An 18222-nucleotide genomic window follows, 5' to 3' on the forward strand; every position below is an offset into this window, starting at 1 on the left:
TCTGATCGGTATAGATAAGTCGGAAGTAACCAAGTTTGCGCAACTCTATCCGGCGCTTCGAAGGTCATCGGGGACTATTACTAGGGTGATTCCCTCAATACTTAGGTCTGAGATCAACCTTTTCGTGATTTATCAAGCAGGTGGCGATAGCCATGCGTCGTCATCCAGCGCGCCCGCTCGAGGTGACTATCATACACCTGGCGCGCCCGCTCCGCGTCGGCCCCGGCATCGAGGCCAAAGACGATCTGGGCGACTTCGCGCCAGTCGGCGCCTTCGTCAGCAGCGTCAAGTATCCGTAAATAGGTGACAAAATGGCACTCGTCGTAATTCGTGATGAAATCATCGGATGGCGCGCGATCTTCAAACTGTGGTGTCGTCATGGGACGAGCCTTTGCCTCGACTCGTTGTACGTGGAGACGCATTTAGCACGAAGCCGCCCCAGATTGGCGAAATTCGCTGTTATCCCGGTTTGCGTAGAGCGGGGTGCCCCAAAGGGAATAGCTGAAGAGAGGTCGCACATGTGTTCGATCACAAGCAGTTACGCCGACTGTCGAGTATACTCCGTGGTTAAATACTCTGCAACGGTGGTCAGTGCGCGCAATGAAGTTGCGCGAAATCCTTGCCGCCAATCTGAAACACTATCGCCTTGCGGCAGGCATGTCGCAGGAGGAACTCGCGCACCGAGCCGACATTGATCGCACCTATGTCAGCAGTCTCGAACGTGGCCGCTACAGTGCGTCGATCGACACGCTCGAAAGCCTGTCCGCTGCGCTGGGAATAGAAGCAGCTCAACTCCTGGTGACACCACCCGCCAGCAGCGAGGCCTGAACAGGCCGAAGCCCCGCCCGGCAGGTGCCGGGCGGGGCGGGCTGTCCGGTCAGTCGCCGTTATTGCGGCGAGCGCGCGACCAGATCAAATTGTAGCTCTTGCCGTCTTCGTCGTCGAAGAGGTTGGCGAAGATCGGGGCAGTGAAGCTGGGATCGTCGAGCTTGACCGAGAGGTATTCGCGACCTTCGGTCGAGGTCTTGGTCCAGGCGGCGCCGATTTCCGCGCGGCCGACGAAGACCCGGTGCGACGGTGCGTTTTCGTTGTCGCTGGCTTCGGGGACGATGCGGACGTTCTTCTGCTGCACCGACATGGTGACGATCTCGCCCTTGTATTCGTTGCCGGTCTTGGTGAAAGTTCCGATGTTGGCCATGATGATTTCCTTCAAGTTGGTCGAACCCGCGCCCATCGCGGCCTCGATGGCTGGTTGAAGGCAGGGGCTTGCGCCCGCTGCATCCGCAGGACCGGAACGATAGTGGAGGACGAAGGCCAGACGGCTTTCTTGCCTCGCGAGGAATGCGTGGGACACGCAGGGGAAGAAAGTTGGCTGAGACGGCGTTGCAGCAAGGGATCAAGCGGCGAAGCCATCCCCTGCCAACCAAGGCCATTGAAGAGGCGGCATTGGGCTCGGGTCCTACTTGAGCAGGATGATATGGTCCTTCCCGGACTTGCCAGAGCGAGCGGCGGAAAGGATGATCTTGCGTGTCGCGTGATTGCTGATCGTTTCCGCAACCCGCAGTCATGCCATTGAGGACGAGCTGCCACCTGTCCCCAGGCGATCCCGCAATCGGCTCGCCCCGGACCTGCACCCGACAGGCCGAACCTCCCCTCCTAGGCTCATCCTTGCGCCCGCCCGGACTGCCTTGAACTCGGACCGACGAAGGCAGGCCTCCTCTGATCCCCGCGCGTTCCCCGTCACGGCCAATCTGACCATGCCAGCCCCGCTAGGCATCTGCCGGGCGGGGCTTCGCGGCACGTCGAAGTTATTGGCAGGCACGGCTCCATTGCGTCCACGACGCACTGGCGATCACGATCGCACCGATCAGCGAAACGACAAGCTGCCATGCGCTCTGCGGCATGGTCGCAACCGCAATGCCGTGGACAGCGTGATAGCCTGCGACGGCTGCGGGCGCAGCGAAAGCTATGCCGACCGCTGCCCGCGTCAAGTCGGACCTGGCGAAAGCGAGAGCCAGGTGGGCGGCGGCGAGCAAAACGATCGCGGCAATGGCAGCGGCTGCAAACGCGGCCACGATGCCGCTGTCGCTGCGATAGGCAGCGGAGCCGGCGAGAAAGGCTACGAACAGCGGCAAGGCATAAATCGAGAGGCGGAAAAGCAGCGCGCAGATCATGAAGACTGCGACAATTATCAGGCCAAGGCCGATCAGCATGGCGTCCTCCTTGAAACCAAGGGCAAGGGACGCGCTCTCCACCTCCACCGCAGCGCAATGTGCACGGAGTTAGTAGCAGACATAGGCGCAAGCCGGAATACCCGATGGGCATCCGGCCTGCTTGCGCAATGCGGTGTGGCGGGTTCAGGGATTGAACGGGTCATATTCGTGGATCACGCTGCCGGGATCGCCATCGAACTCGGAAGTGGGGACGGCGGCGTAGCCGTTACCGGCCTGAAACAGAGTAACGCAGACCATCAGGGTGCGGGCGAGGCTCCAGGCGTGACGCTGGGCGGTCTTGAGTGACATGTTCGAGCTCCTGTCTCGGAGCAGGGACCATCCCCGCTCGACAGGCCCCGGACAGACGGCGCAAAGCCGCAATCACCACGAAGGCGACAGACGCAGTGGCCGCACGCGAATGCGTAGCGGACCCTTCACGGGTTGACTGAAGGAGGCTTGGGGTCGGCCAACGGATTGGCCTTTGAGAGTGGGGTGGTTTCGGACAGAACGCGTCAGCTTACGCTTCCCATAGCAGCCGCTCCCGACCTTGGAACCGCCGTTGAAACCGGACCAAAATTTGCCCGGCGGATTGTAGCTGAAGCTGGGCCGAAAGGAGACTGTCCGGTTCCAATAACCAAACGGTGATGAGCGGCCTGTCCGTCGGTCTATCAGTGGACTAGGAGAAAACCAAAGACTATCCGATGTTTAATTTGGCGGAGGGAAACTTCGCGTCAGTCACACTGTGATGCGCAACATCTTGAAGCCAGTTCCCGACTGTCAGAGAATGCGACGAGCACCCGTGGACCTGCAAACTCGCATCCCCCGTTACTATTCTGTCTGCCCAGCCTTGTTCGAAAGGATCGACCATTTGGGTGAGCGACGTAGCAATCCGAAGCCTCCCGATGTCTAGAGCAGAACTGAATTTGGCGGCAGGTCGAGAAGCGCCCGGCCATGCAGTTCGGTGGCCAGATCCAGATCGTAAACGACATGGCTCTGCATGACCTGGACATCGCGCAGAAGGCGATTCATCGGGTTATCGAGCGCATGAATGCTCGATCCGGCTGCTTCGCAACAGGTCCGCACGGCTTCGACACATTGCTGCACTGCGATGGCGATTTCTGCCCGCAGCCGGATGCGCTCGATAGTCTGTTCAGGCTCGTCCAGATTGCCGACCAGGAGGTTTTCGCGGGCAGCAGAGCGGATAGTCCGCTCCGCCGCGCGAGCAAGCAGGTCGGCCCGGGCAAGGCGCATCTGCGCGGCCGGCTTTTCAATGCTGGCGTCGCCGGTTCCTTTCTTCACATGAACCTTCAGGCGTTCCTTCAGCAAATTGACCGCCTCTCTGGCAGCACCCAGCGCGGGGATGGACGCGGTTACACAAAGGTTGGGCAGCATCGGCGAGCCATACAGGCCGGGGCCATAGATTTCGCGGCCCAGACCACGTCCCGACCGGCAGGGTGTCACGGCGAATTGGTAGCCTTCGGGAACGAACACATCGTCGACGGCTATGTCATTGCTTCCCGTGGCCGCCATGCCGGCCATCTGCCATGTGTCGATCACTTCCGCCTGGTCGGCCGGAATCATCATCATTCGAGGGATGGGTGGCCCCTCCTCCTGATGCTCGAGCGCCTGCACCATGATCCAGTCGGCATGCATAACGACGGTCCCCCATTTCCAGTGACCGCTGAGCCGGTAACCGCCTTCTACCGGCGTGGCCTTGCCGGGAGGGAAGGCGGCGCTGGGGGCGATCACATAGGGCGTCTTGCCCCAGACTTCGGCCTGCGTTGCTTCAGGCATCTGCGCGATGAACCAGTTGTGCTCCAGCGCGAAACAGGCGGTCCAGCCGGTCGAAGGACAGGCTTCGGCGATAGGCAGGGTCGCCGAGATGTAAGTGTCGGGATCGAATTCGAGCCCGCCATGCTTGCGCGGCACATAGGTGTAGAAATAACCTGACTTGCGCAGGGCATTCCAGACATCGTCATCGGGCTTGCGGTTCTGCTCTGCCGACAAGGCGCGTTCGGCCACCAGGGGTTTCAGCGCCGTTGTTCGCGCAATCAGCTCTTCAGGGGTGAGCGCGTTCAGTTCTTCCTGCGCGAGAAAGTCATCGCCGGCAGGTATGCGGCGGTCGGCGAGTGCTTCGGTCATAAATCTCTCCCGTTCTTGGCCGAGTCATACGACGCCCGCCGATAATGTCAACTTGGTTGACTAAAATCCCCCAGTATGGCATCTGATCGAATATGGGAGAGATGCAGAACACGGAAAATCTGGTCGCGGGACTCAAGGGGGCATTGCGCTCGCTGGTGCGTCCGGTCGCTGTTATCACCGCCGAGCACGAGGGTGTGCGCTATGCAATGGCGGCCACAGCATTCTGCGAAGTGAGCATGAATCCGCCTTCGATGCTGGTGTGCATCAATCGCGGGAATGCCACCTACGCTGCCGTGAAGGAGGGGGCCAATATCGGCCTCAATCTACTCGCCGACAGCCAGGAAGAGGTTTCGCGGCGATGCGGGGGTGGGGCGACGCAGGATGCCAAGTTCGAGGTAGGCGACTGGCTGATTGAGGAAGGCATGCCGCCGCGCCTGGCAGACGGTTGCGCGACGATGGTCCTGCGTCCCGTGCAGCTTGTCGATCAGGGAACCCATGCGGTGGTGATCGGCGAAGTCGTCGACGTGCAATTTCAGGCCGATCTCGCTCCCCTGGCATTCCATGATGGAGGATATTTCTTTCCGCTCGCGCAGGCGGCGCTCCAAATGGTTGCGCAGGCGCGCAAGCTGGGCAAAGCTGAGGACATGATAGACGGCTACATGATGATGGACTTGATGCGGGCGTTCTACTGGTTTGACGAAGGTTTGCAGGCTTCGCTCAAGCAGCGCGGTTGGCAGGCTATCACGCGCAGCCAGTCCATGATGTTCGCCAACATAGCCCTGGGCATACAGCGCCCGGCAGACCTGGCCAGGAATTTGGGGGTGACGCGGCAGGCGGTCAGCAAGATGCTGCAGGAAATGTCCGAGCAGGATCTGGTGGTGATCGAACCCGATCCGGCCGACAAGCGCGCGCAGCTGGTGCGCTTCAGCGAAAAATCAGCAAGACTGCGCGCCGACGCGCTGGAAATTCTCGGCCAGCTTGAAGATCAGCTGGGTACGGCGATCGGCAAACGGGCGCTGGATTCCATGCGTGGTGCGCTGGAAAAGGACTGGGGCGTGGCGCGCGTGCTTTAGGCGCAAGCTCAGACGAGCCTGCCTGTGCCGAGCGAGGTTCCGCCGTCCACGTTCAGGATCGTCCCCGTGATATAGGCACCTTCCTGGCTGGCCAGGAAACAGGCCGCATCGGCAACGTCCTGCTTGGTCCCATATCGCTTCAACGGCAGGGCGTCGGCAATCGCCTGTGCCGCCGCATCTGATCCTGCGAGCCGGCGCATTCCCTCGGTATCGTCGATCGGGCCGGGCGATATAGCATTGACCCTGATGCCCTGTTCACCCCATTCGAGCGCAAGGCATTTCACCAGCATGTTGATGCCCGCCTTCGCGGCGCAGGCGTGGGCCTGGCTCGTCATCGGCTTTTCCGCCTGCGGAGCCGAAATGGCAATGAAGCTGGCACCGGGCTTGCGCATCGCGGCAAAGCTGGCGCGGGCGGTGTTGAATGTGCCGACCAAGTCGATGTCGATGACGGTGCGAAAGGCGTTGCTCGATATGTCTGCAGCAGGGGCGAGGAAATTTCCGGCAGCGCCCGAAACCACGATGTCGATAGCTCCTTCTTCAGCTGCGGCCTTTACGGCCGCATCCACCGCTTCGTAATCACGCACGTCGGCCGCGTGGCCAGCGGCACTGTAGCCCGACGATCTGATGCGTGAAACGGCACTATCGACCTTCTCCTGCGACCGCGAAACCAGAAATATCCTTGCCCCTTCGGCTGCCAGCCTGGTCGCAATTTCTAGGTTGATTCCGCTCGTTCCGCCAAAGACGATAGCATTCCTGTCTTCAAACCGGCCCATCTGCCCTCTCCCGTTGACTCTCGCCTTCCTTACGATAAAGATGTCAACTAAATTGACAAGAGGATTGCTGGATGAGGGTGACCGAGGCATTGGTCAGAGCCTGCCGTCTGGCGCCGGATGCGATTGCCGCGATCGATGAATCGCGCAGCCGTACTTGGCGCGAGGTCCGCGATGACGTGGCAAGGCTGGCGCAGGCGATGGTTGCCAAGGGTATCGAACCCAGGGCGAAAGTGGCGATCTTGGCGCAAAACGGCATTCGCTATTTCACGGCCTGGTATGCCGGTCCCTGGTGCGGTGCGGTGCTGGTCCCGCTGAACACGCGCCTCGCCATTGCCGAACTCGATTTCCAGCTGCGCGATGCAGAGGTTTCCTTGCTGCTTCACGATGCCTCTTTCCTGAGGCATGCCAAGGAGTTGCACGCGCGCGGCGCAGTGCGTGAGATCATGGCGCTCGAGACGGATCTGGCCGCTTTCGATCCCCTGCCCGAAGGCTCCCATGACGGTGATCTCGCCGGAATTTTCTACACCGGCGGCACGACCGGGCTACCCAAAGGCGTGATGCTGAGCCACGGCAACCTGACGGCAATGGCGCTGAATTTGCTCGCGCATCTCGACTTCCAGCCTGGTGACGTGCTGTTTCATGCCGCACCGATGTTCCACCTTGCCGATATCGGCACGCTGTTCGGGACTATGGCTGGCGGTGTCCATGTCTTTCGGGAGGTTCTGGAACCGGCTACGATGATCCAAGATTTCGCCACGCACGGCGTGACGCATTGCTTTACCGTGCCGGTGATGATCGAGCGATTGACCGCCGAAGCGGCGGCGCGACAGGTCGATCTCTCGGGCCTGCGATATCTCGGTTACGGCGGTTCCCCGATGGCGGCGGCCTCGCTGGAAAAGGCACGTGCGCAATTTCTAGGCGTCAAGTTTATCCAGGGCTACGGGCAGACCGAATTTCCGGCCGCCACGTTCCTTTCGCCGGAGGATCATTCGCCAGACGCCGATCCGGCCCTGCTGAGGTCCTGTGGGCGGGCCTGCTATGGCTATGACATCCGTATCCTCGACGAGCAGGGGGTAGAAGTTCCGCGCGGCACGGTGGGTGAGATTGTCGGACGAGGCGACAACGTGATGATGGGCTACCTCGGCAGGCCCGAAGAAACCGCCGATGCGCTCAGGAAGGGCTGGCTCCATACGAAAGACGCTGGCTGGATGAACGATGACGGCTACATCTTCATAACCGACCGGCTGAAGGACATGATCGTCAGCGGGGCCGAGAATGTCTATTCCATCGAGGTAGAGAATGCGCTTTCCTACCATCCCGCGATCATCGAGACGGCGGTGATCGGCATGCCCGACGAAAAGTGGGGAGAGCGAGTTCACGCGATTGTCGTCATTCCGGAAGGTGCCGAGCAGCCGACTGACGAAGAACTGCGCGATCACTGCCGCGAGCGAATTGCCGGATACAAGATTCCCAAGAGTTTCGAATTTCGCGCGCAGCTGCTGCCTCGCTCGGCAGCCGGAAAGATCCTTAAGCGCGAATTGCGTGACGAACGGGTCAAGGCGGGCGCGGCGTGAGCATTCTCGACACCGAGGAACTGGAAATGTGGCGCGCCAGCGTGTCGGCATTTCTCGACGCTGAAGCGCCCCCGGCGGCGATCGAGGAATGGGGCAGGGCAAAGATCGTCCCGCGCGATTTCTGGCGCAAGGCCGGTGCGATGGGTCTGCTTGGCGCTTCGATGCCCGAGGAATATGGCGGCTCCGGACTGGATTTCCGCTATGAAGCGGTGGTCATCGACGAGCTTGGCAGACGAGGCCTGGAAGGGTGGGGTTTTGTTGTCCATTCGGTGATCGCAGCGCCCTATTTCGCCGAATACGCGACAGAGGAACAGAAGCGTCACTGGCTGCCAGCTATCGCCAACGGCGACAGCGTGCTGGCCATTGCCATGACCGAGCCCGGGGCGGGCTCCGATTTGCAGGGCATCCGCACAAGGGCGGTGGAAGATGGCGATCACTGGGTGATCGATGGGCAGAAGACCTTCATTTCGAACGGACAGACTGCCGATATCGTGCTCGTCGCCTGTCGCACGGGCGATGAGGGCGCCAAAGGCATTTCGCTGATTGCGGTGGAGGCGGACCGTGAAGGTTTCGTGCGCGGTCGCAATCTCGACAAGATCGGTCGTGACGCTCAGGACACCTCGGAACTGTTCTTCGAAGGGGTCCGCGTTCCCAAGGAAAACCTCCTCGGCGGGCAAGCGGGCAGGGGTTTCGCCCAGCTCATGACGATGCTGCCGCAGGAGCGCCTGGCGATTGCGGGCATGGGCCTCGCCATGCTCGAACGCGCACTGGCGGAAACCATTGCCTACACCCGAGAACGCAAGGCCTTCGGCAAACCGCTGCTCGACTTTCAGAACACCCAATTCACTCTGGCTGAGATCAAAACCCAAGCGGTTGTTGCGCGGGCATTTTACGAACAATGTATCGGCAAGCTCGTCGCCGGTCAGCTCGATCCGGTAACGGCTTCGATGGCAAAGCTGTGGATCACCGAAAGCGAGGTCGCGGCGATCAACCGCTGCCTCCAGCTGTTCGGTGGCTACGGCTATATGAACGAATACCCAATTGCCCGGATGTATCGTGATGCGCGCATCGACACGATCCACGGCGGTGCATCCGAGATCATGAAACTGATGATCGCCCGCACGCTCTGACCGGGCAGGTACTGGATTTCAGCATCAAATGGCTGGCAGTTGACACCGGACCTGAGCGGGCTTGAAATCAGTCAAAATTCCGACGCCGCGCTTCGTGCCCGATCATCGAATAACGCCAGGTAGGCTTCACGGTCTTCTACGCTCGGTTTCGTAGTCTGGTCGGCCACGATGACGCGTGTGTCGCGGATGCCCATCGCGTCGAAGACGAACCGTAGATAGGGAAGCTGGAAATCAACGAAATGTCCGGGCGCAGTGGACGACCGGGTGAGGATCAACTGCAGTGGCCGGTTTCGCAGAAGTCCCCGGTGCTCCATCGTTGTCGGATCGTAACCGAAGGTTATCCGCGGCTGCATGATATTGTCGAGATAGAGCTTCAGTGCCCAAGGGATCGAATAATTCCACATCGGGCTCGAAAGTATGATCTTGTCGGCCTGGTCGAAATCCTCGATCACTGTCAGGATCGTCTTCCAGGCTGCCTCGCCTTCCTCGCTCGGTGCTTCGCCGAAAAATGGAGCGAATTTTCGGATCGACTCCACGCGGCCAAATGCTGGTGGCAGGGGGTCGAAGACATTCAACTCCCGGATCGAGTCGTCTGGATTTTGTCGGCTGTATTCATCGATAAAGCTCTCCGCGATCCGTCTCGATGCTGAACGCTCGCCCTTCGGGCTGGCGGAAATATGCAGGACATCCATCTCCACCTCCTCAAGCTGTTCTGTCCGCGATTTGACCAAATTCGTCAAGGTTCTTTACAAAATGCAGCCACGATTCTCTGGCCGGATGTGCTTCATGCTGCGAAGGGGGACTCATGACAGAAACCGAATTCGTTTTCGTATCCTTGCTGGAGGGGTTTGAGTGGTTTGACGAGAGCCTGCAGCTATCCTTGAAGGCCGCGGGCCATCCGCAGCTTTCCCGGACAGAATCGATGATCATGATCCACGTCCAGTCGGGTATCACGAAGCCGTCCGAAATTGCGCGCAGCCTGCGTTTGACCAGGCAAGCGGTCCATCAAACGATAGGCTCGCTTGTCGAACGGGAAATCTTCGAGCTGCGGCCGCACCCAGAAGACGGACGGGTCAAGGCCGTGCATCTGACCGCTCTGGGGCGGTCCATGCGCAAGGATGCAAATCGTATCGTACGCGCGCTGACTGACACGCTCGCCTATCGGATCGGGCAGCAACAGGTTGATGCCCTGCGCGCGGCCTTTCGTCAGCCGTGGGGCGAACCTGCGACTTTGGATGTGGAAGAACTTCGCGCTCAAGATGCAGGCCGGGCCTGATCAAAACGCGGCGGCCGCTTTTCATAGAAAGCGGCCACGCCTTCGTGAAATGCCGGTTCCTTGCCCAGAAGAACCTGGTTACGGTCTTCCAGGGCCAGCGCTGCCTCGAAGCTCGGGGCATCGATATTCAGAGTGAAGACCTGCTTAGTCATGCGCAGGGCTTCGGGCGCAGTCGCCTGCATGGCATCAACATAGGTTTGGGCCACTTCCTCCAGCTTCTCGACGGCTACCAGTTCGGACACCAGACCCAACTGATAGGCTCTTTCCGCGGACAGGTCCTGGCCCGTAAACAGGATCGAGGCTGCCGGGGATGAACCGATCAACCTTGGCAGCAGGTAACTCGCGCCGACATCGCATCCGCCCAGGCCAATCTTGATGAAAGCCGCATTCATGGTGCAATTTTCGGCAGCAATCCGGATATCGGCGGCCATGGCCAGCACGAAACCGCCACCCGCCGCTGCTCCATGCATTAGGCAGACGATTGGCTGCGGACAGCGCCGCATCGCCAGCATGATGTCCCGGATATTGCGTTGAACGTCCATCGCATCAGGCATCGATCCGTTCGCAAACCGGTCGGCCTGTTCGCTATGGAGATCAAGTCCGGCGCAAAAGGCACGCCCGGCCCCGCGCAGAACAACAATCCGGCAGTCGCGGCGGCGATAAAGTGCTTCGAAATATTCACGCAGGTCGCGCGTGAGGTCATTGTCGAGTGAATTGAGTCGGGCGGGGCGGTTGAGCGTCACCCAGTCCACATCGCCACGTGTCTCGACTAGGAGAGGGGGAGGGGTGTGGCTCATGAGTAGCGCCCCTTTCTCGGCCCGAGATATCCGAACAGGTAAGCCCCCACCTTCCGCATCTGGATTTCCTCGGCCCCCTCGGTGATGCGGTAGCGGCGGTGGTGGCGGTAGATGTGCTCGAACGGCTTGTGCCGCGAATAGCCGATCCCGCCATGCACCTGCATCGCCCGGTCCGCTGCTTCGCACACCAGCCGGTTCGCCCAGTAATTGCACATGGAGACCTTGTCGGAGATCGTCTTCTCGATCTCCTCGTGTGGCATGTTGTCCATTTCCCAAGCGGTCTTGTAGATCAGCAGGCGCAGCATCTCGCACTGCGTGGCCAGCTCCACCAGCGGGAACTGGATCGCCTGGTTGCGCGCCAGTTCTTCGCCGAAGGGCTTGCGCTGCCGCGCGTATTTGACGCTTTCCTCCACGCAATAAGTCGCCGCGCCGAGCGAGCTTGCCGCCTGGCGGATGCGGTTCTGGTGGACGAAGCTCTGCGCCAGCGCGAGGCCGAGGCCTTCGCGCCCGAGCATTGCACTTTCGGGCACCCAAACGTCTTTCACCGAGAGGCGGGGATGATCGGTGGGCATGTTGAATGTCCACATCCACTCCTCGATCTCCAGCCCATCGGTCGGATTGGGGACGAGGAGGCAGGTGATCCCGCGCGCGTCGCCCGCTTCACCGGACGTGCGGCAGAACATCGCGCAATGCGTCGCGACATGCATGCCGGTGATCCACATTTTCTCGCCATTGATCAGCCAGCCGTCGACGCCGTCACGCGTTTCGCGAATAGCGGTGGTCTCCATGTGGGTGGCATCGGAGCCATGGTTCGCTTCGGTCAGGCCGAAGGCGACGCGGCGTTCGCCCTCGAACCCGCCGAGGATGAATTCCTGCTTCTGTTCGTCGGTGCCCCACTGCTCGAACATGGCGACGAAGGGGAAGTTGCCGACGATCGAATGTTCGTTCTGCAAGTCGTTGTGCAGGCCCAGCCCGCGCTGCGCGAAGCGGTCGCGGATCACCGCCATCCAGAGGTTCGAGCCGTCCTTGCCGCCGTATTTCTTCGGCGCGGAGAAACGCCAGTGGCCCGCCTTGTCGGCAGCCTCGCGCGCCTGCTTCAGCAGGTCCTCCCACTCGTGATTTGGCTGGCCGCCGCGCTCCCAATCGGTCCGCGCGTTTTCGCGGCGGTGATCGAAGAAGCGGATATTGTCGTCCTTCGCGACCAGCGGCTCGATCTCCGCCTGGAGGAAGGCAACGAGTTCGGCGTAATACTCTTCCAGCGCCTCGGGAATCGTGAAATCCATCATCGTTGCTCCTGGAAGGTCAGTATCCGGCCAGGTGGCCGTTATCACGCAATTCGTAGCTGAAGGTATCGTCGGGATAGGGCAGCATATCCGCGTTCCAATTCGCGAGAGCCTTGCGTAGTTCGTCGAAGATTTCCCGGTGGTGCGACCGTATATTGGCCACTTCCCGCGGATCCTGGTCGATGGCGAAAAGGAACTCGTGACCGCTCATCTGGAGATACTTCATGTTCCCGCGCATGGCGGCAAGCTGGTTTTGCGCAAAATGGCGCCAGAACAGGGTGCGCTCTTTGCCGGGCGTGCGGCCCAGCAGGTCGGGGAGCAGGTCGACGCCGTCAAAATCGATCGCCTTGCGACCTTGGATCCCGGCAGCGGCGAGCAGGGTTGGCACGAAATCCATCGTGATGTTAATCAGGCCGTTTTCACTGGCGGGCGCGATGCGACCGGGCCAGCTCATGATCGTCGGCACTCGGATGCCGCCCTCCAGCAACTCGCCCTTCATGCCCCTGAAAGGCCAATTTTTGCTGAAACGCTCGCCGCCATTGTCGCTGGTGAAGACGACGATGGTATTGTCACCAAGGCCCTGTGCGCGAAGGGTCGCCATGATCTTGCCAACGCCTTCGTCGAGGCTCTTCACCATTGCCGCATAGGTCGCGCTTGACCCTCCGTCATAGTGGAAGGAATCCCGGATTTGGCCGGCAACGGCCTCGTCTTCGATCCCTTCCCAGGGCCAGTGCGGCGCGGTGTAATGGACGCTGAGCAGGAATGGCTTCGACGACTTCGAATACCGCTCGATCTCGCTCAGGCTGCGCTGTGTGATGAGATCAGTGAGGTAACCCTGGCGATGGATCTCTGTCTCGTCTTCAAACAGATCGTGCGAGAATTTTCCGCGGATCGTCATTCCGTGCAGGAAATAATCCGCGCCGCCTTGATAAATGCCCCAGAAGCGATCGTAACCGCTCTTGAGGGGGCCGAACTGCGGCAATCCTCCCAAATGCCATTTACCCACGAGCGAAGTCGCATAGCCCGCCTGCCTGAACAGGTCGGCGAACGTCGGGACATCGGGCGGCAGGCCAAGTTCAGGCTTGCGGCCAAGCGGCTCGTCAAGCCCGGCTGGCCAGCGATACTGGTAACGCCCCGTCATCAGCGCGAGGCGGGTAGGCGAACAGACACTCGAATTCGCATAGGACCGCGTCAGCCGGACGCCCGAAGAAGCCAGGCGATCGATGTTCGGAGTCTCGTAGTCTTCACGTCCGAAACACGAGAGATCCGCGTACCCAAGATCGTCTGCCAAGATGAAAACGATATTGGGCGCATTCTTCCCATGCGCCCATCCGCGCCCTGCAACGATCCCTGCCAGAGCAGTTGCCGCCGCCCCTTTCACGACATCGCGCCTCGTCAACATCGCTTCTCTCCCCATACCTCTTCCTCGCGCCCGGATTCGTGAACGTCCTTGACCGAAGTCGGCTCTGTTCGCAGACCTGAAAATTGTCTTTCGGAACCAATTACCGCCTGAACATCGCGGAGGGAAAGGCTCGATCACCCATCTCTATTTGTCAACCTACTTTACAAAAATTCTGCGGGTCGATATGTCTGATCGACCCTCGGAATTATAGCACCGGATGCACAATAGCCGGAATCGTGAAGGGTGAGAGATCGACCGGCCTTGATGTCGGCGGATTGGGGAGAGTGACGATGATTCGTTCTTACAAGACCATTGTGCCCGTGCGCACGGCACTTCTCGGTGCAGTCGCCGCCATTGCGCTGGCCGTGCCGCTTCATGCACAGGAAACTCTACCGAGCGACGACGAGGCCGATGAGACTGATGGCAACGTCATTATAGTAACGGCGCAAAAGCGAGAACAGGATGTTCAGGACGTGCCGATTTCGATGGCGGTCGTCTCGGGCGAATCGCTCACCGAACTGGGCATAAGCGACTTCAAGGAACTTGATCGCTACGTCCCCAATCTTTACGTTCAGGAAACGCCGGGCAACAATGCGTTTTACATCCGCGGCATCGGCTCGACCCCTGGCAATCTCGCGTTCGAGCAGACGGTCGGCCTGTTCGTCGACGGCATCTACGGCGGTCATGCGCGCCAGTTCCAGGCACCATTCCTCGATGTCGAGCGGGTCGAAGTCTTGCGCGGGCCACAGGGTGCTCTCGTCGGTAAGAATACCAGCGCAGGCGCGATCAACGTCGTCAGCGCCAAGCCGACCGACTATTTCACCGCCCAGCTCGATGGTAGCTACGAGTTCGAATATGGCGGCACGCGCATCTTCGGCATGGCTTCGGGGCCGATCAGCGAGGTCGTCAGCGTGCGTCTCGCGGCGCAGTACGAGGACATCGACGGCTACGTCGAGAATCAGATCCAGGGCGGATTCGAACCCAAGCGCGAAACCTTCTTCGCGCGCGGTTCGGTGCTGATCGATTCGGGCGGACCGGTCGATCTGCTGATCAAGGTTGAGGGCGGCAAGGTCGATCTCACTGGCAACGCCGTCGAGCGCATCCTCACCGTCGACGATCCCGACCTCGAACGCTCGACCGGCGGGTTCCCGGGCTTTGTCGACAGGGATTTCGACAACACCGATTCGTTCAACTTGGCCGCGACGGCGAACTTCGAGATCGGCGATCACACCTTGACTTCGATCACCGGTTATTCGTCGTACGATTTCACAAAGCGACTCGACGCTGACTTCGGTCCTGCGCCGCTGTTCGCCTCGCTCTTCGCGGAGGATTTCTCGCAATTCTCCCAGGAGGTGCGGCTCGCCTCGCCGGTCGGCCAGACCTTCGAGTACATCGTTGGCGCCTATGGCCACATCAACGACTACGATCTCACGCAGGTCACCAGTCTTCGCTTCGGACCGTTCGACGGCTCGGCCGCACGCGAATTCCGGCAGGAAAACGTCGCGCTTTCGGGTTTCGCCAGCGTGACGGTCAACGCCACCGACGCGCTCCGGATCCTCGGCAGCCTACGCTATACTTACGATCGCAAAACCGCCGAGCAGGATCGCGATCTCGTCGGCCTGGTCCTGCCGACCTGGCTTGGCACATCGCTCTCGGGTCGGCGCGTCGAAAAGGAATGGGACCCGTCGATCGCTGTCCAATACGACATCGCGCCCGATATCATGATCTACGCCTCCTATGGGCAGGGCTCGAAAGCTGGCGGCTTTATCGGGGGGCAGGCGACGACCACGCCCGCTCAGTTCGAACTCGAACCGGAATCCGCTGAGACCTGGGAGGCGGGCATCAAGCTCGCCGCACTCGACCGGCGCCTGCGCCTCAACATGGCAGCCTACCGGACCGATTTCGACGACCTGCAGGTGTCCTCGTTCGACGCCGCGACGACGAGCTTCATCACCTCCAACGCGGGTAAGGCACGCAGCGAGGGTGTTGAAGCCGACGCGAGCTTCGAACTGGCCCGGGGCATCTCGATCACCGGATCGATGGCCTACCTCGATGCGAAGTACCTCGATTTCCCAGGCGCGCAGTGCTTCTTCGACGATCCCGGGTGCAATCCTACGACGAACAACGCGGCAGGCATGCCACTTCCGCGTGCGTCGAAATGGAGCGGGACGCTCGGCTTCGCCGTCGAGCAGCCGGTTTCGGCCGGGCTCGACTTCATTGCCAGCGGCGCAATGACTTTCCGCAGTAGCTATTTCACCGAGGAATCTTACAATCCGGCTGCAGTCCAGGACGCCTACCAGAAATACGATCTGCGGGCCGGGGTGCGCGCGTCGGACGAGTTGTGGGAGCTTGCCCTGGTCGGCAAGAACCTGACCAACGAGCTGACCGCCTCGCACGCCTTCAACACGCCGGTCACCGGTGGTATTTCCAAGTTCATCCAGCAGCCGCGGACGATTGCCGTTCAGGCTCGGCTGAAATTCTGAAGGACCCCGACAGATGAGCGTGGCGCCAACAGCAGAAGCGGTAAACCCGAAACCGGTTGCGGGGATGGCTGCCGTTTTTGACCTACTGGCACCCTCTACCTTCCGCGATGGCCATCCGCACGAGGCATACGACCGGTTGCGCCGGACATCTCCGGTGGTTCGTGGCGAGAAGGGTGGGCCGTGGCTGGTCACCGGTTACGAGGAAATCCGCGAAGTCAGTGCAAACAGCAAGGACTTTACCTCGGCTGCCGGGTTCCGCGTCCATTCCGCAAACCGTGCCGCAATGGACCCGGCAATCGGCCGCGTCCTGTCGCGCTTCATGCTGGCGATGGACGAGCCGGAGCACGGCGATTTTCGCAAGCTGGTTGGCAGCTTCTTCAAGCCCGCAGCGATCAAGGCGCTCGAACCGGCGGTGGCGCAGCGAGTCGATCGGGTGATGAAATCGCTCGAGGGACGCGAGGAAGTCGAGTTCGTCGAGGAAGTCGGCGCCCGTGTTCCGATCAGCACGATCTGTGCCCTGATCGGGGTTCCGCCTGAAGACGAGCATCGCGTGTTCGAATTCACCAATGCCGTCTTCGGAACCGACGATCCCGAACTTGCGCCGTCGATCGAGATGGCCAATGCGAAGTATCTCGAGATTTTCGATTACGGCTGGAACCTGCTCGAAAAGCGGCGCCGGGACCCGCAGGACGATCTCGTCAGTTTCATTGCGAACGCCGAACTTCCCGATGGCCGCAAGCTCACCCGGGATGAGCAGATCAGCTATTTCTCCAACATGATTGCCGCTGGCAACGAAACCACGCGCAGCTCGCTTTCAGGGGCGGTATGGCTGCTGGCCCGGCATCCCGAACAGCGCAACCGGCTCATGGCCGATCCCTCTATGATCCCGCAGGCGATCCAAGAAATACTCCGGCACTTCAGTCCGGTCATTCACATGGCGCGCACGGCCACGCGCAATTGCCGGATTGGCGATGTGGAAATTGGCGCAGGCGATCGCGTGGCGATGCTGTACGGGGCAGGCAATCACGATCCAGCCGTATTCGAGGACCCGCATCGTTTCGACTGCGAGCGGAAAGACGCGATCCGGCATCTGTCGTTCGGCTATGGCATCCACCATTGTCTCGGCAACCGGCTGGCCGTGCTGCAACTCGGCCTGATCCTCGGGCGATTCCTGCGAACTTTCCCGCGGTATGAGGTCGCGGGTGATATCTCCTTCATCCAGTCGAACTTCGTTTTGGCGATGAAGCGATTGCCTATCCGGCTTGGCGAGCGGAGCGGGGCATGACATCGCTGGTCGACCGCAACATCCTCCTGACCGGCGCGTCGTCGGGCGTGGGACGCCATCTGGCGAAAGTGCTGGCGGGCGAGGGGGCGCGGGTAACTTGCTGCGCCCGGCGCCAAGCCGAACTAGATCGCCTGGTTGACGAGATCCATGTCGCTGGCGGGACGGCAAAGGCGCAGGTTTGCGATATCGGTGATGCGCAGGCGATCGGAGAAGCCTTCGATTCGGCTGAGCAATCGTTCGGCCCGGTGGATACGGTGATCTGCAATGCGGGGATCAACGTGGCAGGTCCCGCGCACAGCATTTCTGTCGATGATCTCGATCGCATCATGTCGATCAATCTTCGCGGGGCATTTCTGACCGCCCAGCAGGGCGCGAAGCGAATGATCGCCCGTGGCAAGCCGGTTGCAGACGAGTCGCGCCGGATCGTGTTCATCGCGTCGATCCTCGGGCGCAAGGCCCATGCAGGAGCCGCGGTCTATTCCGCGACCAAGGCGGCAGTGCTGATGCTGACCAGGTCGCTGGCGCTGGAATGGGCGCGTCACGGTATCAACGTCAACGCCATTCTCCCGGGCTACATGCCGACCGACATCGTCGACGAATGGTTTGCGAGCGAGCCCGGGCAAGCGCAAATTGCCGGGTGGCCGCGCAGGCGGTTGATGCCGGTCGCAGGCCTTGATCCGGCGGTGAAGTTTCTGCTGTCTCCCGAGGCAAGATCCGTCTCGGGGACGGAAATTGTAGTAGATGACACACAAAGCCTCGCCTGACGCGCGGTATGAGACAGGAGTTACGCA

General features: G+C 60.7%; 18 protein-coding genes. 8 read left to right on the forward strand and 10 right to left on the reverse strand.

Annotated features, from left to right (window positions below; genetic code table 11):
- Positions 1 to 113 precede the first annotated feature (113 nt).
- Entirely contained in the window at positions 114 to 380 is a 267-nt protein-coding gene (locus tag VR863_RS12645; RefSeq protein ID WP_434784991.1) for a DNA -binding domain-containing protein, read from the reverse strand.
- A gap of 220 nt (positions 381 to 600) precedes the next feature.
- Here VR863_RS12645 and VR863_RS12650 point away from each other — a divergent pair, with 220 nt between their 5' ends.
- Entirely contained in the window at positions 601 to 828 is a 228-nt protein-coding gene (locus VR863_RS12650) for a helix-turn-helix domain-containing protein (protein ID WP_324828829.1), read from the forward strand.
- A gap of 49 nt (positions 829 to 877) precedes the next feature.
- Here the strand turns inward: VR863_RS12650 and VR863_RS12655 are convergent, their stop codons facing one another.
- The 4 genes from VR863_RS12655 to VR863_RS12670 all read right to left on the reverse strand — a co-directional run bounded on the left by VR863_RS12655 (position 878) and on the right by VR863_RS12670 (position 4355).
- Positions 878 to 1198 carry a DUF736 domain-containing protein gene (locus tag VR863_RS12655; protein WP_324829277.1) on the reverse strand — a complete coding sequence of 107 codons (321 nt, stop codon included), beginning with the start codon at positions 1196 to 1198 and terminating at the stop codon, positions 878 to 880.
- Positions 1199 to 1808: 610 nt separating this feature from the next.
- The gene (locus VR863_RS12660; RefSeq protein ID WP_324828830.1) at positions 1809 to 2213 is read right to left on the reverse strand and encodes a hypothetical protein; all 405 of its coding nucleotides are present in this window, start codon (positions 2211 to 2213) and stop codon (positions 1809 to 1811) included.
- Between the two features lie 144 nt (positions 2214 to 2357).
- Positions 2358 to 2522 (reverse strand): hypothetical protein, encoded by a 165-nt coding sequence (locus tag VR863_RS12665; protein WP_172595123.1) that lies wholly within the window; start codon positions 2520 to 2522, stop codon positions 2358 to 2360.
- Between the two features lie 597 nt (positions 2523 to 3119).
- A complete protein-coding gene (locus VR863_RS12670; RefSeq protein WP_324828831.1) occupies positions 3120 to 4355 on the reverse strand; it encodes an acyl-CoA dehydrogenase family protein in 1236 nt (411 codons plus the stop codon).
- Positions 4356 to 4447: 92 nt separating this feature from the next.
- On the opposite strand from VR863_RS12670, the gene VR863_RS12675 reads away from it, so the two are divergent.
- Positions 4448 to 5428, forward strand: a complete 981-nt coding sequence (locus VR863_RS12675; RefSeq protein ID WP_324828832.1) for a flavin reductase — start codon at positions 4448 to 4450, stop codon at positions 5426 to 5428.
- Between the two features lie 8 nt (positions 5429 to 5436).
- Here the strand turns inward: VR863_RS12675 and VR863_RS12680 are convergent, their stop codons facing one another.
- On the reverse strand, positions 5437 to 6201 hold the full coding sequence (locus tag VR863_RS12680) for an SDR family oxidoreductase (RefSeq protein WP_324828833.1): 765 nt from the start codon (positions 6199 to 6201) through the stop codon (positions 5437 to 5439).
- A 71-nt stretch (positions 6202 to 6272) separates the two neighbouring features.
- Here VR863_RS12680 and VR863_RS12685 point away from each other — a divergent pair, with 71 nt between their 5' ends.
- Together VR863_RS12685 and VR863_RS12690 are read left to right on the forward strand one after the other, a co-directional pair.
- Positions 6273 to 7775: an AMP-binding protein gene (locus VR863_RS12685; RefSeq protein ID WP_324828834.1), complete on the forward strand. Its 1503-nt coding sequence runs from the start codon at positions 6273 to 6275 to the stop codon at positions 7773 to 7775.
- A complete protein-coding gene (locus tag VR863_RS12690) occupies positions 7772 to 8905 on the forward strand; it encodes an acyl-CoA dehydrogenase family protein (RefSeq protein ID WP_324828835.1) in 1134 nt (377 codons plus the stop codon). The genes VR863_RS12685 and VR863_RS12690 overlap by 4 nt, the downstream gene beginning before the upstream one ends.
- Before the next feature lie 71 nt (positions 8906 to 8976).
- Here the strand turns inward: VR863_RS12690 and VR863_RS12695 are convergent, their stop codons facing one another.
- Entirely contained in the window at positions 8977 to 9597 is a 621-nt protein-coding gene (locus VR863_RS12695; protein WP_324828836.1) for an FMN-dependent NADH-azoreductase, read from the reverse strand.
- A gap of 113 nt (positions 9598 to 9710) precedes the next feature.
- Here VR863_RS12695 and VR863_RS12700 point away from each other — a divergent pair, with 113 nt between their 5' ends.
- Entirely contained in the window at positions 9711 to 10181 is a 471-nt protein-coding gene (locus VR863_RS12700) for a MarR family winged helix-turn-helix transcriptional regulator (RefSeq protein ID WP_324828837.1), read from the forward strand.
- On the opposite strand, the gene VR863_RS12705 is transcribed toward VR863_RS12700, so the two are convergent.
- Genes VR863_RS12705 through VR863_RS12715 form a run of 3 tightly spaced genes read right to left on the reverse strand, consistent with a single transcriptional unit; the run spans position 10160 to position 13801 of the window.
- Complete coding sequence (locus VR863_RS12705) at positions 10160 to 10978, reverse strand: enoyl-CoA hydratase/isomerase family protein (RefSeq protein ID WP_324828838.1); 819 nt, start codon at positions 10976 to 10978, stop codon at positions 10160 to 10162. The two genes, VR863_RS12700 and VR863_RS12705, sit on opposite strands and share 22 nt — an antisense overlap.
- On the reverse strand, positions 10975 to 12261 hold the full coding sequence (locus VR863_RS12710) for an acyl-CoA dehydrogenase family protein (RefSeq protein ID WP_324828839.1): 1287 nt from the start codon (positions 12259 to 12261) through the stop codon (positions 10975 to 10977). Before VR863_RS12710 ends, VR863_RS12705 begins: the two co-directional genes overlap by 4 nt.
- Positions 12262 to 12280: 19 nt before the next feature.
- Positions 12281 to 13801: a sulfatase-like hydrolase/transferase gene (locus VR863_RS12715; RefSeq protein ID WP_324828840.1), complete on the reverse strand. Its 1521-nt coding sequence runs from the start codon at positions 13799 to 13801 to the stop codon at positions 12281 to 12283.
- Between VR863_RS12715 and VR863_RS12720 the strand changes: the two genes are divergently transcribed.
- Genes VR863_RS12720 through VR863_RS12730 form a run of 3 tightly spaced genes read left to right on the forward strand, consistent with a single transcriptional unit; the run spans position 13747 to position 18195 of the window.
- Entirely contained in the window at positions 13747 to 16146 is a 2400-nt protein-coding gene (locus VR863_RS12720; protein ID WP_324828841.1) for a TonB-dependent receptor, read from the forward strand. The genes VR863_RS12715 and VR863_RS12720 overlap by 55 nt on opposite strands.
- A 13-nt stretch (positions 16147 to 16159) precedes the next feature.
- The gene (locus VR863_RS12725) at positions 16160 to 17431 is read left to right on the forward strand and encodes a cytochrome P450 (RefSeq protein ID WP_324828842.1); all 1272 of its coding nucleotides are present in this window, start codon (positions 16160 to 16162) and stop codon (positions 17429 to 17431) included.
- On the forward strand, positions 17428 to 18195 hold the full coding sequence (locus VR863_RS12730) for an SDR family NAD(P)-dependent oxidoreductase (RefSeq protein ID WP_324828843.1): 768 nt from the start codon (positions 17428 to 17430) through the stop codon (positions 18193 to 18195). The genes VR863_RS12725 and VR863_RS12730 overlap by 4 nt, the downstream gene beginning before the upstream one ends.
- Positions 18196 to 18222 lie beyond the last annotated feature (27 nt).

The sequence above is a fragment of the Qipengyuania zhejiangensis genome (assembly GCF_035607565.1).
GTDB classification, from domain to species: Bacteria; Pseudomonadota; Alphaproteobacteria; order Sphingomonadales; family Sphingomonadaceae; genus Qipengyuania; species Qipengyuania zhejiangensis.

Excerpts from the sequence above, each read along its gene's own strand:
- VR863_RS12675 (WP_324828832.1), top strand. The coding sequence starts at position 4,448 with ATGGGAGAGATGCAGAACACGGAAAATCTGGTCGCGGGACTCAAGGGG.
- VR863_RS12680 (WP_324828833.1), bottom strand. The coding sequence starts at position 6,201 with ATGGGCCGGTTTGAAGACAGGAATGCTATCGTCTTTGGCGGAACGAGC.
- VR863_RS12660 (WP_324828830.1), bottom strand. The coding sequence starts at position 2,213 with ATGCTGATCGGCCTTGGCCTGATAATTGTCGCAGTCTTCATGATCTGC.
- VR863_RS12685 (WP_324828834.1), top strand. The coding sequence starts at position 6,273 with ATGAGGGTGACCGAGGCATTGGTCAGAGCCTGCCGTCTGGCGCCGGAT.
- VR863_RS12665 (WP_172595123.1), bottom strand. The coding sequence starts at position 2,522 with ATGTCACTCAAGACCGCCCAGCGTCACGCCTGGAGCCTCGCCCGCACC.
- VR863_RS12670 (WP_324828831.1), bottom strand. The coding sequence starts at position 4,355 with ATGACCGAAGCACTCGCCGACCGCCGCATACCTGCCGGCGATGACTTT.
- VR863_RS12730 (WP_324828843.1), top strand. The coding sequence starts at position 17,428 with ATGACATCGCTGGTCGACCGCAACATCCTCCTGACCGGCGCGTCGTCG.
- VR863_RS12710 (WP_324828839.1), bottom strand. The coding sequence starts at position 12,261 with ATGGATTTCACGATTCCCGAGGCGCTGGAAGAGTATTACGCCGAACTC.
- VR863_RS12645 (WP_434784991.1), bottom strand. The coding sequence starts at position 380 with ATGACGACACCACAGTTTGAAGATCGCGCGCCATCCGATGATTTCATC.
- VR863_RS12700 (WP_324828837.1), top strand. The coding sequence starts at position 9,711 with ATGACAGAAACCGAATTCGTTTTCGTATCCTTGCTGGAGGGGTTTGAG.
- VR863_RS12655 (WP_324829277.1), bottom strand. The coding sequence starts at position 1,198 with ATGGCCAACATCGGAACTTTCACCAAGACCGGCAACGAATACAAGGGC.
- VR863_RS12650 (WP_324828829.1), top strand. The coding sequence starts at position 601 with ATGAAGTTGCGCGAAATCCTTGCCGCCAATCTGAAACACTATCGCCTT.
- VR863_RS12725 (WP_324828842.1), top strand. The coding sequence starts at position 16,160 with ATGAGCGTGGCGCCAACAGCAGAAGCGGTAAACCCGAAACCGGTTGCG.
- VR863_RS12695 (WP_324828836.1), bottom strand. The coding sequence starts at position 9,597 with ATGGATGTCCTGCATATTTCCGCCAGCCCGAAGGGCGAGCGTTCAGCA.
- VR863_RS12705 (WP_324828838.1), bottom strand. The coding sequence starts at position 10,978 with ATGAGCCACACCCCTCCCCCTCTCCTAGTCGAGACACGTGGCGATGTG.